The organism is Nocardia sp. NPDC059240 (assembly GCF_042753865.1).
Classification (GTDB): Bacteria; Actinomycetota; Actinomycetes; order Mycobacteriales; family Mycobacteriaceae; genus Nocardia.
This window is the reverse complement of sequence record NZ_JBHZAC010000003.1, coordinates 814,242-833,643: the sequence shown is the minus strand read 5'-3', so window position 1 is coordinate 833,643 and position 19,402 is coordinate 814,242. Positions and strand designations below refer to the sequence as shown.

The window sequence follows — 19,402 nt, the reverse complement described above, 5'->3', positions numbered from 1 at the left end:
TACTGCCGCTGTTCGAGGGTCAGCGGTCGCCGAATGCCGCGTCATCGCGCAGGCAGGCGGCCGGATGAAGCTGTCCGAGGGAATCGGTGACGAAGCGCTGTTGTGCCAATACTTTGCCGGGTGGTCCGTCCGCGGACCCGTCGCCCAGGATTTCGGTGACGCCCGCGCCCGCGAGAATCATGCCGGCGGTGGTGAGGAGCAAAAGGGCCGAGCGCTTCATATCCCTCTCCCTTGTTTGGGGATGAGTGAGGAAACCCGAACTGTGTAATTCGGTTGTCCGTTGCTCATTAGGGTTGGCTGACTGTTTGCCAATGCAAGAAACGTTAATCGGTCACTTACGCCGAAGGCAAGGTGTAAATGCGCTGCTGCGCACCCCTCAAATGAGGGGGCAGCAGGTCACGGCGGAATTTGCTACCGGAAGTTCACCGTCAGTTCGTGCGCTGCATGGTCGCGGCCAGATGGTGGGTCAGCGGTTGCTCGACCGCCGCCATTCGCAGCGAGTACTCGAGGGTGTCGCCCGCGACGGTGATGGTCCGGCCGAGCGCGGTCACCGATTTGGCGCTGCTGCTCATGCCGATCGAGGTGGAGTCGAGTTCCAGGCGCAGCTCGCCGTCCTCGTTGACCAGTCGGCCCTCGCAGATCTCGGTGATCCCGGTGGGGTGGGCCAGGATCAGTTCGATGCGGTCGGGTCCGGTGGCGCGCAGGTAGCCGGTCTCGCTGTGCATGGGCCGGCTGCCGTCGGCGGCGCGGGTGCGCTGCCGGTAGGTGAGGAAGGGGCGGCCGACGTGGCCGAAGTGCACTTCCTCCAGGTACTCGAACGAGGAGATGGTCGGGTATTCCCCTTGTCCGCGACCGCGCCAGGTGCCCAGCAAGGGCGCGAGGTGGGCGATATCGGGGTGGGGGGCGACGGGGGTTTCGGGTTCGAGCACGGCGGCCAGCATAGTGCGCCCGGCCGATCATGGCGGCCGCTCGACGCACCCGTCGTCCGGTATTTACGGAAAGGGGACTGGATCGCCGATCACTTCACGCAGGGGATTCCGCCGGCGTCCATGGTCGACAGGTCGGTCGGTGCCGGGGCGTTGTCGCCGGTGGCGGTGGCCGCGACCGGTGCGGGCGGGGGCGTGGTCGAGGTGGCCGCCGCGCTGGTGGAGGTGTCGGGGACGGTGGCGGCGAGGTCGAAGATCGGGCCCGAGGCGGTCGCGTCGGTGCCGACCGCGAGCTGGATGGTGTTGTTGTCCAGATCGGTGTTCTTGGTGGCGGTCAGGCCCAGTTGGGCGGCCAGTGCCTTCGCCGCGGCGTCCGCGCCCGGACCGTAGGTGAGGGTGCTGGTGCTGCGTTCCGAGCCGGTGGACACCGAACCCTGGGTGAAGCCCTTTGCCGCCAGCGCGGTTTCGATCTTCCCGGCGAAACCGGTCTTGCCGGAGTCGTTGATCACGTTCACCGTCATCGAGGCCGCGCCCGGGATGGTGGTCGGGGTGGGAGTCGCCGAGGTGGCCGGGGTGGACCCGCTCGCCGGGGTGAGCAGGCCCTTCACGATGCCGTGGATCTGGTCCAGGTCGACGATATTGATGTCCTCGCCCTGATCGTCCTGCCCGAAGTCCTTGACTGGCAACGTGAACAGCGACATGCCGCCCCCCATCAGCCCGGTCGCGCGATGCATGAAATCGACCAGGTCCAGTGAGTCGTCGAACCACATGTTCTGTTTGGCCACATCGAGCAGCTTCTGCAGCGTGCCCGTATTGGACAGGGTGCCGTTGTCATTGAGCTTGTGCGCCAGCGACACGATGAACGCCTGCTGGCGGCGGGTGCGGTCGAGGTCGGTGAAGTTGAGCGACTCGTCCGGGTCGCGTCGCTGTCGCACGAACGCCATCGCCTGCGAGGCGTCGATCTCCTGGCTGCCCTTCTGGAAGTCCGCGCCGGAGAACGAATCCTGTGTCCGCTCGTTCAGGCAGACCGTGATCGGCTGTACCGCCTCCGCGATCTGGAAGAACGCGGCGAGGGTCACCTCGACGGAATTGTTGATCTGCACGTTGTTGCCCAGAAAGCTGCGTACCGTACTGATTTCGGCCATGCGTCCGGCATTGCGGGCTTGCTGTTCCATGTCCTCGTCGACGGGTCCGGTCTGGATCGCGGTGAGGGATTTGCCGCTCGATTTGGCGGCCGCCGCCTGCAGTTTCTCCTTTTCCTTCTCGTAGGCGAAACCGTAGGCCTGCTTGATCTTTCCCTTGCAGGTGCCACCGTACGTGCACGAGGCCGGATCCAGGGTGACGTAGTCGTCACGCGGAATGGAGATGCCGGTGGCCTTCGACCCGTCGCCCGGAATATGCAGCAGGATCAGCACATTCGAGTTGTAGCCGCCGACGCTGTCGTCCCCGGCGTGAATGGCGTCGTACATATCCTGCGGCAGCGGATTTCCCCGCTCGTCGAGCCGGCTGTCCAATCCCATGATCAGAATGTTCTGATCGACGTGCTTTCCCCCGGCCGGCTTGTCCAACCCCGTGATGTGGGTCGTGATGACCCCGGCCATCGCCTTGCTGTACTCGCGCCACCCGAACCCTGTGGCCAGAAACACCACGGCCGTCAGCACCACGGCCGAACCTCGCCCGGCGAGCAGCGCCCGCCTGGCCCGCTGTGTCGGCGGCTTGCGTCGCCGGTTCGGACTCTTGCGTGGCGCCTCGGCCTTCGGGCTCTCCGGCTTCGGGCTCTCCTGATAAGGCCGCAACGGCGTAGTCACCGGGTCCACGATCGCCCGATGGCTATCCCGTGCATGTCTCATAACAATCGAATATAGGCACCGCCGCCGATCCCGACCATTCGGTCCGGCGTGCCGCGGCCCACTCAGCGGCGGCTGGCCCGGCGGTAGCCGTAGGCGGCGGGCACGGCGAAGACGACGATCAGGCCTAGGGACCAGGCGATGGTTTTGGTGAGGGGCGCGGCGATCGGGCCGCCGGAGGCCAAGGCGCGCATCGTGTCGACGGCGACGGACATGGGTTGGTGCTGCACGACCGGTTGGATCCAGCGGGGGTAGGCGGCGAGGGGAACGAAGCCGGTGCTGAAGAACATGAGCAGCGACGAGAGCAGGGCCACGCCTTCGACGAGGGTGGCCTTGGCGGTGAAGACGGCGATGGCGGTGACCATGGTGGCGAAGGCGAGCCCGAACAGGACCGGGATCCAGAGGAAGGCGAAGGCTTGCAGCGGGCCCTGGCGGAATCGGAAGCCGAGCAGCATGCCGAAGCAGATGATGACGACGGTGCCCGCGAAGATGCGGCAGCCTTCGGCGAGGATGCGGGCGGCCAGGCCGGAGGCGCGATGGACGGGCAGCACCCAGAACCGCGACAGGATGCCCGCTTCGCGTTCGCGGCCGAGCATGACGCCGCTGGCCACGGTCCCCGAGAGAGCGCCGACCAGGGTGACCATCGGGGTGGATCCGTAGAGGGCGCTCTGTCCGGAGAATTTCTGGATCTGGGAGCCGACCACGATGTCGAGCATGAGCAGCAGCAGGCACGGCACGATCAGGGTTTCCAGCAGTGTGATCGGGTCGCGGACCCAGCGCAGCAGCAGTCGCTGGGTTTGAATCCAGGTGTGGCGCAACAGGGCCGGGGCGGTGGCCTCGCCGAAGACGAGGGTGTCACTGACTTCCGGGCGGTCGAGGGTTGCCATCACGACCTCTTCAGGTTCTGCCGGGCGATGAAGAACAGTGACACCGCGATGATGGCCGCGATCCACAGCAGCGGCGGTGTCATGAGCGACCAGGTGACGGGCGCGGATTTGCCGAGGCTGTCGCCGCCGAGCGCACGCAGCCCCTCGGCGAACTGGGAGACCGGCTGATTGCGCACGAAAAGCTGGACCCAGTGCGGGAATTGGTGTGCCGGAGCGAGTCCCGTGGACAGCATGCCGAGGATCAGTGGCGGCAGCACCAGCATCTGTGTGGTGGCTTCTGGGCTGCGGGTGAAGGTGCCGATGGCGTCCGCGCCGAGGCAGAAGGCGACGCCGATGAGCATGCCGAGGGCGAGGAACCCGAGGGTGTGCAGCGCGCCGCCCACGAAGCGGAATCCGATGTAGTAGATGCTCGCCACGGCCGCGACCATGCCGATGGCGAGCCGGAAGATGTTGGAGGACATGCGGGCAGCCGCGGGAATCAGCGGGTGCATGGGCATGGCGTCGAAGCGCCGATCGAGCCCGGACACGGCGTCGGTGGCGGCCCGGAAGGCGGCGGATACGGCGGTGAAGGCCGCGGCCTGCAGGATGACGATCGGTGCCATGAACTGCGCGTAGCTGCTGAATCCCAGTCCGGCGAAGGTCATGACGCGGTTGAGCGGGATGTAGAAGCTGGCGGTGAAGGTGATGGGCGCGAGGATGGCGGTGATGATTTCGCCGGTCACGACCGAGGGCACGATGAGCCGCACGGTGAGCACCCACCATTGGGCGAAGGTGGCGGGCGTGGCGCGCAGGTCGGTGAGCCAGTTGCCGGGTGCGGGCGCGACGGCGGTCATGCCCGGGTCCGATCCTCGGCGGTGAAGCGCCCGTCCGCGGTCCGGAATCGGACCGAGGGCGAATCGTCCTCGGGTTCTTCGACCTTGGCGATGTGCCCGGTGAGTTCGAGGAAGACGTCGTCGAGCGAGGGCCGCCGCAGCGCGATATCCACCAATTCCATTCCGGCCGAGTCCAATCGCCGCAGCGCCTCGGCGAGCGTCTTGGCACCGCCGGGTGCCGGAATGGCGATCCGGTCCGAATCCCCGGTCAGTGCTTCGCGATTGGCGGCGGGCAGCAGATCGCCGAGGGCGGCGACGAGGGCGGGCAGGTCCTCCATGCGCAGCGGCACGATCTCGCAGTAGCTGCCGCCGGTGCGCGCCTTGAGTTCGTCGGCGGTGCCGGCGGCGATGACCACGCCGTGGTCGATGACGATGATGCGGTCGCAGAGCGCGTCGGCCTCTTCGAGGTACTGGGTGGTGAGCAGCGTGGTGATGCCGTGCTTGCGGAACCCGCCGACGAGGTCCCACACGCCTTGGCGGCTGCGGGGATCCAGCCCGGTGGTGGGCTCGTCGAGGAACACCACGTCGGGTCGCACCACGAGTCCGCAGGCGATGTCGATGCGCCGCCGCATACCGCCGGAGTAGGTCCCGACGCGACGTCCGGCGGCCTGCACGAGGTCGAATTCCTCGACGAGTTCGTCGGCGCGGGCGCGGGCGGCGCGTTTGCGCAACCCCATGAGCCGCCCGAACATGACGAGGTTCTCGTACCCCGACAGCGCGTCGTCGAGGGCGGCGAACTGCCCGGTCAGCATGATGCTGCGGCGCACGGCGGCGGCGTCGGTGACGACATCGTGCCCGGCGACCATGGCGCGCCCGGCGTCCGGGGCGATGAGCGTGGACAGGATATTGACGCAGGTGGTCTTGCCCGCCCCGTTGGGTCCGAGGATGCCGAGCACCTCGCCGGGTGCGGCCTTGAAGGTGATGCCGCGCAGCGCCTGGACCGTGCCGAAGGACTTTTCGACGCCTTCGACGACGACGCCGTAGTCCGTACTGGTTTCCACGTGTGTTGTATCGGGTTTGCCCTGCTCGGTGTTCACGGCGTCCCTCCCCAATGTGTGTCGAGAATCCGGGCGATGGCCGCGAGCGCATGCGGTGCGGTCAGTTCTTCGTGGCTGACGTCGATGTCGTGGTTGGTGATGGTGCCGGTGATGTACGGCCGCCAGCCGTCGGGTCCGAAGATGTCGGAGGTGTGCACGGTGGCGCTGAAATACTGTGCGTCGCCGTGGAATACGGGCCGCTGGTATCCGGTGCGGGTGTCGGCGGAGGCGTTGTAGGAGGCGGCCATGCGTTCGAGCGTGGCGGCGTCGACGAGGGAGACGCCGCCCATGCGTTCGCGGATCATGGCCGCGGCCGCCTCGGCGGTGGTGTCGGCGGGGATGTCGGTGATGCCGAAGACCGCGCCGAAGGTGGCGACGAAGGATCCGGCGGTGAGCTTGTCGATGCTGCCGCCGTCGATATCGGTGCTGTCCGCGTCGAGCAGGGCCAGGGTGGCGACCTCGTCTCCGGTTGCCTCGAACTGGGCGGCGACGGCGTGGGCGATCAGGCCGCCGAAGGACCATCCGAGCAGATGATAGGGCCCGTGCGGTTGCAGTCGGCGGATTTCGGCCACGTAGCGGTCGGCGAAGTCGGCGATGCTGCGGGCGTGCGGTTCCCCGGACAGATCGGGGGCCTGCAGCCCGTAGATGGGGCGTCCGGGTCGCAGGGCGTCGGCGAGCCCGAGGTAGGTCCAGGCGATGCCCGAGGACGGATGGATGCAGAACAGCGGCGGCTCGCCCCCGCCGGGCCGGATCGGCAGCACCACGTCCAGCCCGAGTCCGGGCGAGGAATTCGCCTGCGCGGCGGCGAGTTCGGCGGCGGCGCGCTGTTCGCGCAGTTCGGCCATGGCCTGGCGTTCGGCTTCGGCGGCGAGTTCGGCGGCCGGGGTGGTCGCGAAATACGCTGCGGCGGAGAGCGCGTCGGTCCACAGGTGGGCCAGCATGGTGATCTCGTGGCGGGGCAGCAGGCTTTCGGGGAAGGTGAAGCTCGCCTGCAATCGGTCGCCGACCACCACGGCGTTGATCTCGATCTCGGCGGTGACGGGCACGTCGGCGTGCTCGTTCGCGTGCAGGTCGCCGAACTTGTCGGTGGGCAGCCAGCCGAGATCCTCCAGCCCGGCCGGAATGTCGGCGGTGGCGTAGCGGCCGAGGTAGTTGAAGCCGATGCGTCCGGGCACCCGCTCGGGCAGCCGCGTGGCGGTGTCGGCGTTGAGATACCGCAGCATGCCGTAGCCGATCCCCTTGTCCGGCACGGCCGCCAGCTGGTGTTTCACCGCGCGGATGGCCTCGCCCATGGCGGGCCCGCCCGCCAGCGCGTCGCGAATCGGGATGCCCGACAAGGTGAGTCGCACCGGATACACGGTGGTGAACCAGCCGAGGGTGCGCGAGAGTTCGGCTCCCGCAATGATTTCCTGCTGCCGCCCGTGTCCTTCGAGCCGGATCAGCACCGCCTCGATCGGTTCCATCCGCCAGCGTCGGATGGCCAGCGCGAGGCAGGCCAGCAGGGCGTCCTCGACGGTGCCGTCGAACAGGCCGGGCACGGTGGTGAGCAGTGTGGTGGTGGTGTCGGCGTCGAGTTCGACCTCGACCGTGCGCACGGTCGACACGCGGTCGACGGCCGGATCGAGTTCGCGAGCTCCCAGGCGCGGATCGGCGGTGGCGCAGACCTGTTGCCAGAACTCGAGTTCGGCGGCCCGTGCCGGTTGCCGTGCCGCCTCGGCCAGGGCGTAGGCCCAGCGCCGCACCGAGGTTCCGGTGTCGGGCAGGATCGGGTCCGCGCCCCCGCTGACCTGCGCCCAGGCCGCGATCAGGTCCGGGATGAGGATGCGCCAGGACACACCGTCGATGACCAGGTGGTGGGCCACCAGGATGAGGTGCCCACGCCGGTCGGCGGGGCTGTCGGGTGCCGGATCCAGCCACACCAGCTGCAGCACGGTGCCGTGGTCGGGATCGAGTCGCCCGAGCGCGGAATCCAGTTCGGTGACCGCGTATTCGCGCAGCTCGGCCCCGTCGCCGGTATCGAACTCGATGCGGTGCAGCAGTGCGTCCACGTTCACCGCGCCGGGCGGCCGGGTGCGCAACCGCCAGTCGCCGTCCACGAAAGCCAGTTGCGCCCGCAGCATGTCGTGCTGATCGACGACCGCGGTGACGGTTGCGACGAGCTGCTCACGCCCGATGCCGCGCGGCAGTTCCAGCACCGCCGTCTGCGCGAATCTGCGGTGATCGCCGCCCCTTTCGAGCATCCACCGCACGATCGGGGTGAGCGGGATCTCGCCGACCCCGCCGCCGGGCAGCTCCTCGAGCACGACGGTCTCGCCCGCGGCGGCGGCGAGCGCGGCCAGCGCGGCGACGGTGCGATGCTCGAACACCTGCAGCGGCGTGAGTTCGATGCCGCGCAGCCGCGCCCGCGACACCAGCTGGATCGCGAGGATGCTGTCGCCGCCGAGCGCGAAGAACGAGTCGTGCACGCCGACCCGGTCGCGGCCCAGCAGTTCGGCGATGATCTCGGCGAGCGCCGTCTCGAGTTCGGTGGTGGGGGCGCGGTATGCGGTGGCGGCCTCGAAAACCGGTGCGGGCAGCGCCTTGCGGTCGAGTTTGCCGACCGCGTTGAGCGGGATGGCGTCGAGCACCACGAACGCCGAGGGCACCATGTAGCCGGGCAGCCGGTCGGCGGCGTGGGCGCGCACCGCCGCCGGGTCCACGTGCGCGCCGGGTTCGGGCAGCAGGTAGGCGGCGAGCGCGGTCGCGCCGCCCGGCCCTGGAACGCCGAGGGTGACCGCGAATTCGACGCCGTCGGCGGCGGCCAGTGCCGCGTCGATCTCGCCGAGTTCGATGCGCTGGCCGCGCACCTTCACCTGGAAGTCGGTGCGGCCCAGGTATTCCAGGCGGGGTTCGTCGAGGTAGCCGGTCCAGCGCACGAGATCGCCGGTGCGGTAGAGCCTTTCGCCTGCCCGCCCGTAGGGGTCGGCGACGAAGCGGGCGGCGGTCAGGCCGGGCCGGTTGTGGTAGCCGCGGGCCAGGGCCGCACCCGCCAGATACAGTTCCCCGGCCACGCCCATGGGTACCGGGCGCAGCCGCTCGTCGAGAACGAGCGTGCCCGCGCCGCGGATGGGAGTGCCGATGGTGACCGGCTGCCCGGCGACCAGAGGCTCGGAAGCCGTTGCCCAGATGGTGAATTCGGTCGGGCCGTACAGGTTGACCAAGGTGCGGCCGGTGGACCAGCGCGCCACCAGATCCGGGCCGATGGCCTCGCCCGCCACCGCGAGCACCCGCACGCTGGACACGGCGTCCGGGTCGAGGGTGGCCAGCGCGGACGGGGTGATGACCAGGTGGGTGACGCCCTGCGCCGCGATGAGTTCGGTGAGCGGCTCGCCGCCGAAGACGTCGGGCGGCGCGACCACGGCGGTGCCACCGGACCCGAAGGCCATCAGCGCTTCGAAGGCGGAGGCGTCGAAACTCGGTGAGGCGACCTGCAGTACGCGGCAGTGTTCGCCGAGCCACAGCAGTTCCCGCTGCGCCCGGACCAGGTCGCCGATGCCGCGATGCGACACCGACACGCCCTTGGGGGTGCCCGTGGATCCTGACGTGTAGATGAGCCACGCGGGCTGATCGAGGTGGGTGGTCATGGCGCGAACCCGCCCGCGCCCCAGGTCGATTCGCACGCTCGAGGCATCCGGGTCGTCGAGCACCAGCCAGCCGACCGTATCGGGCAACAGCGGTCGGTGCGCGCTGGTGGTGAGCCCGAGGACCGCGCGCGAATCGGTCAGCATGTGGTCGATGCGGTCGAGGGGGTGGCGCGGGTCGATCGGCAGGAAGGCGGCTCCCGCCTTGGCGCACGCCCAGATGGCGGTGAGCAGCTCCGTGCCCCGGGAAAGTGCGAGCGCCACAATGGTTTCCGATCCGGCTCCGGCGGCGGAGAGCTGCATGGCCAGTCGCTGCGAGGCGGTATCCAGTTCCCGATAGGACACCACCCGCCCATCGGCGATGATGGCCGGGCACAGGCGGTGCGCGGTGGCGGCGGCCCGGAAAACCTGTGCCAGCGTGGCGGTTCCGGCGCGGCCCGGCCCGCGCAGCGGCACCAGGGCGGCGCGTTCGGCCGCGTCGAGCAGGTCGATGTCCGACAGTCGTACCCCGGGGTCGGCGGTGATCGCGGTGAGGATCCGCTGCCAGCGTGTCACCAGCCGGGCGGCGGTCGCTTCGTCGAACAGGTCGGTGGCGAAGGTGAGGGTGCAGTCCAGTCCGTCCGCGTCCGTCCCCGGCAGCGGCGCACGCAGGTCGAAGGTCAGATCGAACTGCGAGGCATCCCGTTCGATGGGTTCGACCTCCACCCGCAGCCCCGGGAATTCCACACTCGGCGGCGTGAAGTTCTGCAGCGACAGCGATACCTGGAACAGCGGATGCTGTGCGGTCGAGCGCGGCGGATCCAGCACCTGCACCAGCCGTTCGAACGGCACCTCGGCCTGCGCGAACGCATCCAGATCGGTCGCCCGCACCTGCCCCAGGAACTCCCCGAACCCCTTGGCCGGATCCACCGGCGTCCGCAAGGCGAGCGTATTGACGAACATCCCGACCAGCTCGTCCAGCGCCGCCTCCCCGCGCCCGGCCACGGCGGTCCCGATCAGCACATCGTGCGTCCCCGCCAGCCGCGACAACAACACCGCCAACGCCGCATGCAACACCATGAACAAGCTGGTGTCGGTAGTCGCCGCCAATTCCACGAGCGCCGAATGCAATGCCCCATCCAGCCGGAACCCCAGATCCGCACTCCGCATGCTCTGCACGGCGGGCCGCGGCCGATCCGTCGGCAACTCCAGCACATCCGGCGTCGCCGCGAGCTGCTCGCTCCAGTACCGAATCTGCTGCGCCGCTCGCGATTCCGCATCCTTCTCATCCCCGAGCAGCTCGCGCTGCCAGAGCGAGTAGTCGGCGTACTGCACCCGAAGTGCCGGCCGATCGGCCGGTGCCCCGGTCGCGCTGCGGGCCAGATAGGCCGCAACCAGGTCGGTTGCCAGCGGCGCCATGGACGCGCCGTCCGCGCTGATGTGATGAACGACCAGCACGACGATATGGGTCGTCGGCTCCGTGGGGGTGCTTCCCGCCGGAGAACCCTCCGTCATTCCGGCGTGTTCTTGGCCGGAATCCAACGCGGCGGTATGGATTCCGGCCAAACCCATGCCGGAATGACGAGGTGGGACCAAGCCGGTAGTAGACGGCCGGGATGCGCCGAGGGGCGGGGTGACGCGGAGCAGCCCTACTCGGAGCGGGGCTTCGCGGGTAAGGTCGAAGCCGGTGCCTGTCAGCTCGGCTATCCGCTTGCGCAGTGGGGCGCCGTCTTCGACGTGGCCGACCTCGAGTACGGGTGTGGCGGCGTCGGCGCCGAGCACCACTTGGCGGGGGCCGTCCGCGTCGGCCGGGTAGATGGTGCGCAGGGTTTCGTGCCGTCGCACTACGTCGGCGACGGCTGCGTACAGCGCCTCGATATTCAGGTCACCGGTCAGGCGCAGGGCAGCGGTGATGTTGTAGGCGGCGGAGTCGGGGTCGAGGCGGTTGAGGACCCACATGCGTTGCTGGGCCGGGGACAACGGGATTCGGTCGGGGCGGATGCGTGGGGCCAGGGTCGGGAGGCCCGGGATCTCGGTGCCAGGGACCACCCGGGCGGAGAGTTGGGCGACGGTCGGGGCGTCGAACAGGTCGCGTAGGGCGACGGTCGCGCCGAGGGCGGCGTTCACCCGCGCCACCACGCGGGTGGCGGTGAGGGAGTTGCCGCCGAGTTCGAAGAAGGAGCGGTCGATGCTGACGCGCTCGGTTTCCAGGACGTCGGCGAAGACCTTGGCGACGGCGGTCTCGACCGGCGTGCGCGGGGCCAGGTAGCGTTGGTCGAGGGTGGCGAAATCCGGTGCGGGCAAGGCGTTCCGGTCGAGTTTGCCGACCGGGGTGAGCGGCACGTCGTCGAGTTGGATGAGGTAGCTGGGCACCATGTAGCCGGGCAGGGCGGCGGCGATGCGGGTGCGCAGCAGTTCGGTGTCGAGGGTGCGGCCGGGTGCGGCCACGACGTAGGAGACCAGGACGGTCTGCCCGGCGGGTCCGGGGCAGCCCAGCGTGGCGGCGTAGTCGACCTCGTCGTCGGCGGCGAGTACCGCGTCGATCTCGCCGAGTTCGATGCGCAGTCCGCGGATCTTGACCTGGAAGTCGCTGCGCCCCAGGTATTCCAGCTCCAGTTGCGCCCCGTCGGGCGTCTTGACCTCCACCCAGCGCACCATGTCGCCGGTGCGGTACATGCGCGCACCGGGCTGGGTGTACGGGTTGGCCACGAACCGTGCCGCGGTGAGCCCGAATCGGTTGAAGTAGCCGCGGGCCAGTGCGGGCCCGGCCAGATACAGCTCACCGGTCACCCCGAGCGGGACCGCCCGCAGCCAGCTGTCGAGCACCAGCGCGGCCGCGCCGCGAATGGGTGCCCCGATGGTGATGGGTTCCCCGGGCCGCAGCTCCCCGGGCCCGGTGGCCCACACGCTGAATTCGGTGGGCCCGTACAGGTTCACCATGCGCCGCCCGGCCGACCAGGCGGCCACCAGTTCCGCCCCGGCCGCTTCTCCGGCCACCGACAGGCACGAGAGTTCGCTGAGCCCGTCGGGATTCATGGTGGCCAGCACCGACGGCGTGATCACCGCGTGCGTGACGCTCTCGGTGCGCAGCAGCTCCTCGAGCGCGCTGCCGCCGTACACCTCGGGTGGGGAGATGACCAGCCGTCCGCCCGCGCCGTGCGCCATGAGCAGTTCGTGCACGGAGGCGTCGAAGCTGGGCGAGGCCACCTGCAATGCGCTGGTGGTCTCGTCGAGGTCCAGCAGACTCTGCTGGGAGGCAACGAGATTCGCCAGGCCGCGATGGCTCAGCAGCACGGCCTTGGGTTTGCCGGTGGAGCCGGAGGTGTAGATGAGGTACGCCGTCTGTGCCAGGTTGATCGGCCCGCCGCGTTCGGCGTCGGTGATATGCGCGTCCGAGAGTGTCATGACGCGCCGGATGGTGTTGAGGTCGTCGAGCAGCAGCCAGTCGATGGTCCCGGGCAGGCTGTCGCCGACCTCGCTGACGGTCACCCCGATCGGTGCGCGCGAGTCGGTGAGAATGTGCTCGATGCGCTCGACCGGATAGTTGGGGTCCAGTGGCAGGAACGCGGCCCCGGTCTTGGCCAGTGCCCACACCGCGACCACCGATTCCACCGACCGGGTCAAGGCCAGCACCACGAAGGTCTCGCGACTCACGCCGCGCCGCAACAGCACTCGCGCGAACCGGTTGGACCAGCTGTCGAGATCCCGGTAGGTCATGCTGAGCGCGCCGGAGCTCACCGCGATGCCTTCCGGATTGGCGCGCGCCCCGGCGGCGAGGATGTCGGGCAGGGTACGCAGCGGTGTGGGTTCGCCGCCACGTACGGGCAGCAGTTGCGCGCGTTCGAGTGGATCGCAGTGCTGCAGTTGCGCGGTGCGCCATCCGGGATGCTCGGCGATCTGGTCGAGCAGCAGTACGAACCGGTCCAGCAGTCGCCGCGCGGCCGCCTCGGGCAGCTCGTCGGCCATGAATTTGACGGTGAGGCAGAGACTTTCGCTGCCGTCGGCGGCGCGCTGCGGGATGACCATGAGGTTCAGCGGGTACGGCGTCGCATCCGTGCCGGCCACGTCGAGAATCCGCATGCCCGCGATATCCAGTGCGCGCGAGAGGGTTTCGCGGTCGATCGGGTAGGACTCGAACACGGTGAGGGTGTCGAAGAGTTCGGGCAGCCCGACCGCCCGGTGGATGGCGGCCAGCCCCACCTGCTGATGATCGAGCAGCCGCGCCTGCTCACCCTGCACGCGCGCCAGCAGATCAGCCACGCGCTCGGCGGGATCGAGCCGCACCCGCACCGGCAGCGTGTTGATGAACAGCCCGACCATCTCTTCGACCCCGGTCAGCTGCGGCGGCCGCCCGGAGACGGTGCCGCCGAACACCACATCGGTGCGGCCGGTGAGCATGGCCAGCAACAGCGCCCATCCGGCCTGCACCGCGGTGTTCACGGTGGCCCCGGCCGCCCGCACGGTCCCGGTCAGTCGGGCGAGGCGGGCGGTGTCGAAATCGACCGACACCATGCCGGATTCGGTGGAGGTGATGCCCGCCAGCGTGGGCACCGCCCGGGTGGGGGAGTCGACCCCGGCCAGCGCCTCGGTCCATACGGCGAGTGCCGCCTGTTCGTCCTGGTCGCCCAGCCAGGACAGGAATTCGCGATAGGAGTGCGGGGGCGTGCGCGGGATCTCGTGCCCGGTGACCGCCGCCAGATACCCGGCCAGCAGTTCGCGCACCACCAGCGGCGTGGACCAGCCGTCCAGCGCCAGATGGTGATTGGTCATCAGCAGCGTGTACGCCTCGGTGTCGGTGCGCACCAGGCTGAACCGCAGCAGCGGCGGCCGGGCCAGGTCGAAGCGGGTGCCCGCGTCCACCGCGAGCAGCCGGGTCAACTCCCGCTGCCGCTCGGCCGGTTCGGCGAGGGTGGTGAGATCGATTTCCTGCCAAGGAATCTCGGCCTCACCCAGTACGAGCTGGCGGGGCCCGTCGACGGTCTCCACATACGCGACCCGCAGCACCTCGTGCCGCTCCAGTAGTGCCGCCGCGGCCGCCCGCAATCGGGCCGCGTCGACCCGCCCGGCCAGCGACAGCCGGGTCTGCACGGTGTAGCCGTCGGCGGTGTCGGTGTCGTAGCGCGCGTGGAACAGCAGCCCGTACTGCAGCGGCGACAGCGGCCAGACGTCGGTGAGGCTCGGATACTCGCGTTCCCAGGTCTGAATCTGCCGCTGCGACACCGGAACCAGCCCGAAGTCCGACGGCGTGTGCCCGCCCGCCCCCGCGTGCCGGGCGTGGGTGACCAGCGCGGTGACCGCACGCCCCCACAGTTGTGCCAGCTCCCGCACCTGTTTGGAGCTCAGTACCCGCGACGCGTAGGCCCAGGTCACCTCGAGTCCGGCGGCGGTGTGGAAGGCATTGATGTCGACGACGGCCTCCAACGGTGCCGCGTCGTCCTGGGTGGCCGCGAATCGCACCGGCACCCAAGGGGTTTCCGCACCACCGGGATGCTCGACCCCGGCCCCGGTCCGGCCGAGATAGTTGAAGCTGAGCTGCGGCACCGGCGCGCCCGCGAACTCGGCGGCGGTCTCGGCATCGAGGTGGCGCAGCATGCCGAACCCGACGCCCTTGTCGGGGATCGCGCGCAGCTGTTCCTTCACCGCCTTCAGGGCCGCGCCCGCGGCCGGTCCACCGTGGAAGGCGTCGTCGAGATCGATGTCGCCGAGGTCGAGCGCGACGGGGAACAGGCTGGTGAACCAGCCGATGGTGCGCGAGATGTCGGCGCCCGGCAGGATCGACTCCTCCCGCCCGTGCCCCTCCACCATGAGCAGGGTCCGCCGGGTGCCGCGCAGCCGGCCGACGGCCATGGCCAACGCGGTCAGCAGGGCGTCGTCGAATCCGCAGTGGAAGCGGGCCGGAATGTATTCCTGTGCGGCCGCCATGGTGTCGGCGTCGACGATGGTGCGCAACTGTCCCTGGGTGAGCACGGTATCGAGCCCGGGATCCAGGGCCCGGGTCCCCAGCCGGGGGTCCGCCGTGGTGAGAACCTTTCGCCAGTACGGGATTTCGGCGATCCGGGCGGGTGTCTGCTCGACCTGCCCGTGCGCCCAGCGCCGGAAGGAGGTGCCGACCGGAGCGAGCGTGCCGCCCGCCCACGCCGTGGCCAGGTCCGGGAGCAGGATGCGCCAGGACACGCCGTCGGTGACGAGGTGGTGCAGCACCACCCACAGCAGCGGCAGCGCGTCCTCGCGGTCGATGAGCACGAATCGGGCCACGATCCCGGCGGCCGGGTCCAGTAGATCTGCCGCCCGCTGCAATTCGTCCTCGCCGTCACTGTCGGCGGCGGCCGTGACGGTTTCGATGAGCGCTCCGGCCTCGACGGTGCCGGGCGCGCCGACCTGCCACTCCCACGCCTGCGTGCCGTTGGCTGGGTGGCTGAGGGTGCTGCGCAGGAGATCGTGCCGATCCAGCAACGCCTGCACGGCGGGAGTGAGCCGGGCCGCGTCGATGGCGCGCGGCAGCGGGATCAGCACGGCCTGAGCGAACCTCGGCCAGGTGTCACCCTGTTCGAGCATGGTGTGCACGATCGGCGTGAGCGCCACCGGCCCGACCGCGCCACCGGGCAGTTCCTCGACCGCGGGGGCGGTCACCTCCGTCGCGACCACGGCCAGGGCGGCGACGGTCTTGTGCTCGAACACATCCCGGGCGCGCAGCCCGAGCCCGGCCGCCTTGGCGCGGGCCACCAGCTGGATGGCGACAATGCTGTCCCCGCCGAGGGCGAAGAAATTATCGTCCGCCGCAACGGATTCCACGCCCAGCACGGCCGCGAACACCTCGGCGAGCATGCGTTCGCGCTCGGTCGCGGGCGCTCGCCCCGCCCGGGCACGACTGCTGAAATCGGGCCGGGGCAGCGCACGGCGGTCCACCTTGCCCGCGGGCGTGAGCGGCAGCGTGTCCAGCACCATCACCACCGACGGCACCATGTGCTGCGGAAGCAGCTGTGCCACGGTGGCTTTCACGTCTTCCGCGTCGATCACCGCCGTCGCGAGCACATACGACACCAGAGTCGTCGCGCCGCCCGGCGTGGTCGCGCCCACCGTGATCGCCATCTCGACGCCCGGATGCCGGGCCACCGCGGCGTCCACCTCGCCGAGTTCGATGCGGAAGCCGCGCACCTTCACCTGGGTGTCGCCGCGCCCGAGATACTCCAGTTCCCAGCGTCCGTTGCGCCGCCGCCAGCGCACCAGATCGCCGGTGCGATACAGGCGATTGCCGGGGTCGAACGGGTCGGCCACGAAGCGTCGCGCGGTCAGCCCGAGGCGCTGGTGGTAGCCGCGCGCCAGCCCCTTGCCGCTCAGATACAACTCGCCGACCACACCCGGTGGCACCGGTCGCAGCCACGGATCCAGCACGATCGCCGATACGCCGCGCGCGGGCGCGCCGATCGTGATCGGATCGCCCGGCCCCAGTGGCGCGCTCAGGGTGGCGGTGACGGTGGTCTCGGTCGGACCGTAACCATTGAGGACGCAACGCCCGGCCCACCGGACCGGCAGTTCGGGCGGACAGGAGTCGCCGCCGACCACCACGGTCCGCAGCCGCGGCAGCGTCTCGGGCTCCAGCGAACCCGCCACCGCGGGAGTCACATTCAGGTGGGTGACCTCGAGTGTGCGCAGCACGCGTGCCAGCTCGTCACCGGCGTACGCGGTCGGCGGCACCACCGCCACCGTCGCCCCGACGGCGAAGGCGACCAGGAGTTCCTCGATCGAGATGTCGAAGCTCGGCGACACCGCGTGTGCCACCACCGCGTCCGCGCCCACCCCGAACGCGGCCCCCGACCCGGTCGCCAGATCGTTCAGCCCGTGGTGGGTGACCGCGACACCCTTGGGTAGACCGGTCGAACCGGAGGTGTAGATCAGGTAGGCGATCTGGTCGAGCCGCACCGGCGTGTGCCTTTCGGCCTCGCCGATGGGGCCGGAATTCGTAGCGGCGAGCCGCTTCTCGGTCTCGGGAGCGTCGAGCACCAGCCAGTCGACCCGATCCGGCAGCGTGGCCCGCGAGCCCGCCACGGTCACGCCCGCGATCACGCCGCTGTCGGCGATCATGTGCTCGATGCGGTCGGTCGGATAGGTCGGGTCGATGGGCACGAACGCCGCCCCGGTGTAGGCCACCGCGCACATGGCGAGCACCGATTCCGCCGAGCGGGGGATCGAGATCGCCACCGTGCGTTCGGGTCCCGCGCCCGCCGCGATCAGCACCCGGGCCAGCCGATGCGCCTGCTCGGTGAGTTCCCGATAGGTGTAGGCGGTGCCGTCCACCCGCAGGGCGATGGCGGCGGGTGCGCGTTCGGCTCCGGCGGTGAGGATCTCCGGCAGCGTGCGCGCTCCGGTGCCGTCGCGCCCGCGCGCGGGCGCCAGTTCCGCGCGCTCCCCGTCGAACAGCGCGCTGATCGCGGTCAGACGATGCTCGATGCCGCCGGCCAGGAAGCGGTGCAGGAAGGTCAGGAAGCGGGCGTGCAGGCCGGCGAGTTCGGTGTCGCCGTAACGGTTCGGATTGGCCTGGAAGTCGATGTGGGTGCGTTCCCCGCCCACGCCCGGATAGACATTGACGAACAGATCGTCGATGAGCCCGGAGGTCAATACGTGCAGCTGCCCGGTCACCCCGCCCAGCCGGATGCGGGTGTCGGCGAGCATGAGGTTGACCGTCGGACCGAACCCGGCGACCTCGTCCATGGCCCAGCCCAGGTCACGGATGATGTCCTCCTGCCGGTACCGCTGCCGTCGCAGCGCCGCGGTCAGCTCACCCTGGGTGGCGCGGATCAGATCGCCGACGGTGGCGGTCGGGGACGGATACAGGCGCAGCGGAACGACATTGGCGACCATGCCGCCGGAACGGCGCAGGGTGGCGGTGGTGCGGCCGGACACCGGCAGGCTCAGCACGATCTCGCCCGCACCGGTCATGGCGGCCACATAGGCGGCGAAGGCGGCCACCACCACCGGCGCGGGACTGGTGGACAGTGCGGCGGTCATCGAATCCAGCAGTGCCGCCGTGGATTCCGGCAGGGCACCACTGAGCAGGCGGGGATGCGCGTCGACCGCCCCGGTGCGGCGGCCCAGAGCCACCGGCTCGGGCATAGCGGTCAGGTGGGTGCGCCAGTAGTCGCGGTCGGCCGCCAGCTTGTCCGAATCCCGGTATGCGGCATCGGCTTCCACGATGCGCTGCAACGGTTCGGCCTTGCCCTCGGGCACCTCGCGACCCGCCACGACGGCGTTGTAGATCTCGGAGGTGCGCTGCAGCATGGTGAGCGCGCCGACACCGTCGAGCAGGATGTGGTGGAAGCGCGAATACCAGTAGAAATGGTCGGGTGCCAGCCGCAGCATGGCGACCTTGCACAGGCGGTCGCGGGTGAGATCCAGCGGCGCGGTGTACTCGGCGCGCATCCAGGCCCGGGCCGCGGCCGCCGGATCGGGCGCGCCGCTCAGGTCGACGGTCTCGATGGCGTCGTCGAGGCTGGTGTCCACGAGTTGCCAAGGCAGCTCGTCGATTTCGATCAGGCGCAGGTAGCCGGTGCCGAACTCGCGTCCGGCCCGGCGCGCCGCGTCGGCGAGTGTCGCGACCTCGAAATCGCCGGTGAACTCGACATATTGGGCGATCGAGACGGGGGTGTCACCGGCCAGCTGCTGGGCGAACCAGATACCGCGCTGCGCCGCGGACAGGGTGAAGGCCGACGAGGAATCGGTGATGGGGGATCCGGGCACGGCGAAGCTGGAAGCCATAAGTTACGACAATCTGCGTTCTATGACGGTTCTGTGACCGGCCGGAGCGCTGCCGCGCGGGCTCAGGAAGCCTTCCGCGCGACGAGCAGCTCCGCCTCGGTGATCGGTGCGTCGGAGCCGGTGAGGTAACCCACCAGCGTGGAGCGATCGTCGAGCACCAGCCAGCGGGCCGGATCGGTGATCAGGTCGCGTCCTGCCTTCGTCGTGATACCGAAATCCGCTCGGGCAACAGTGGTTTCGGTGGTCAACGGCAGCGCGGTGGCGCCGGTCTTGGCAATGGCCAGCCGGGCGACCTCGCTCTCGAGCCGCGGGACCTCGACGATCGCGATCCGGACCCCCGGGCGGGCTCCGCGGGCCAGCAGCATGCGCGCCACACGATTGCTCCAGCGATCCAGTTCCGTCTGACGCGGCTCGGGATCGGCGGCGGTCACCACGGCGGTGGCGGGCGATTCGACCGGCTTGCACATCGAACATCATCCTC

At 69.8% G+C, this 19,402-nt stretch carries 8 protein-coding genes; all 8 read right to left on the bottom strand.

Features of this window, described 5'->3' with window-relative positions; all coding sequences use genetic code 11:
- Positions 1 to 19 precede the first annotated feature (19 nt).
- The 8 genes from ACFXHA_RS14150 to ACFXHA_RS14115 all read right to left on the bottom strand — a co-directional run bounded on the left by ACFXHA_RS14150 (position 20) and on the right by ACFXHA_RS14115 (position 19,388).
- A complete protein-coding gene (locus ACFXHA_RS14150; protein ID WP_379356484.1) occupies positions 20 to 220 on the bottom strand; it encodes a hypothetical protein in 201 nt (66 codons plus the stop codon).
- Between the two features lie 208 nt (positions 221 to 428).
- On the bottom strand, positions 429 to 941 hold the full coding sequence (locus ACFXHA_RS14145; RefSeq protein WP_379356482.1) for a peroxynitrite isomerase: 513 nt from the start codon (positions 939 to 941) through the stop codon (positions 429 to 431).
- A 77-nt stretch (positions 942 to 1,018) separates the two neighbouring features.
- Positions 1,019 to 2,776 carry an LCP family protein gene (locus tag ACFXHA_RS14140; RefSeq protein ID WP_379356480.1) on the bottom strand — a complete coding sequence of 586 codons (1,758 nt, stop codon included), beginning with the start codon at positions 2,774 to 2,776 and terminating at the stop codon, positions 1,019 to 1,021.
- A 62-nt stretch (positions 2,777 to 2,838) separates the two neighbouring features.
- Positions 2,839 to 3,660, bottom strand: a complete 822-nt coding sequence (locus ACFXHA_RS14135; protein ID WP_379356478.1) for an ABC transporter permease — start codon at positions 3,658 to 3,660, stop codon at positions 2,839 to 2,841.
- Entirely contained in the window at positions 3,660 to 4,493 is an 834-nt protein-coding gene (locus ACFXHA_RS14130; RefSeq protein WP_379356476.1) for an antibiotic transporter, read from the bottom strand. The genes ACFXHA_RS14135 and ACFXHA_RS14130 overlap by 1 nt, the downstream gene beginning before the upstream one ends.
- Entirely contained in the window at positions 4,490 to 5,569 is a 1,080-nt protein-coding gene (locus ACFXHA_RS14125; RefSeq protein WP_379356474.1) for an ATP-binding cassette domain-containing protein, read from the bottom strand. Before ACFXHA_RS14125 ends, ACFXHA_RS14130 begins: the two co-directional genes overlap by 4 nt.
- Positions 5,566 to 18,921, bottom strand: coding sequence for an amino acid adenylation domain-containing protein (locus tag ACFXHA_RS14120; protein ID WP_379356472.1), 13,356 nt, complete (start codon positions 18,919 to 18,921; stop codon positions 5,566 to 5,568). The genes ACFXHA_RS14125 and ACFXHA_RS14120 overlap by 4 nt, the downstream gene beginning before the upstream one ends.
- Positions 18,922 to 18,983: 62 nt before the next feature.
- Entirely contained in the window at positions 18,984 to 19,388 is a 405-nt protein-coding gene (locus ACFXHA_RS14115) for an AMP-binding protein (RefSeq protein ID WP_379356470.1), read from the bottom strand.
- Positions 19,389 to 19,402: the final 14 nt, after the last annotated feature.

What these genes read in the sequence shown, in the direction of transcription:
- ACFXHA_RS14120 (WP_379356472.1), bottom strand. Translation starts at nt 18,921, where the DNA reads ATGGCTTCCAGCTTCGCCGTGCCCGGATCCCCCATCACCGATTCCTCG.
- ACFXHA_RS14130 (WP_379356476.1), bottom strand. Translation starts at nt 4,493, where the DNA reads ATGACCGCCGTCGCGCCCGCACCCGGCAACTGGCTCACCGACCTGCGC.
- ACFXHA_RS14135 (WP_379356478.1), bottom strand. Translation starts at nt 3,660, where the DNA reads ATGGCAACCCTCGACCGCCCGGAAGTCAGTGACACCCTCGTCTTCGGC.
- ACFXHA_RS14150 (WP_379356484.1), bottom strand. Translation starts at nt 220, where the DNA reads ATGAAGCGCTCGGCCCTTTTGCTCCTCACCACCGCCGGCATGATTCTC.
- ACFXHA_RS14140 (WP_379356480.1), bottom strand. Translation starts at nt 2,776, where the DNA reads ATGAGACATGCACGGGATAGCCATCGGGCGATCGTGGACCCGGTGACT.
- ACFXHA_RS14115 (WP_379356470.1), bottom strand. Translation starts at nt 19,388, where the DNA reads ATGTGCAAGCCGGTCGAATCGCCCGCCACCGCCGTGGTGACCGCCGCC.
- ACFXHA_RS14145 (WP_379356482.1), bottom strand. Translation starts at nt 941, where the DNA reads ATGCTGGCCGCCGTGCTCGAACCCGAAACCCCCGTCGCCCCCCACCCC.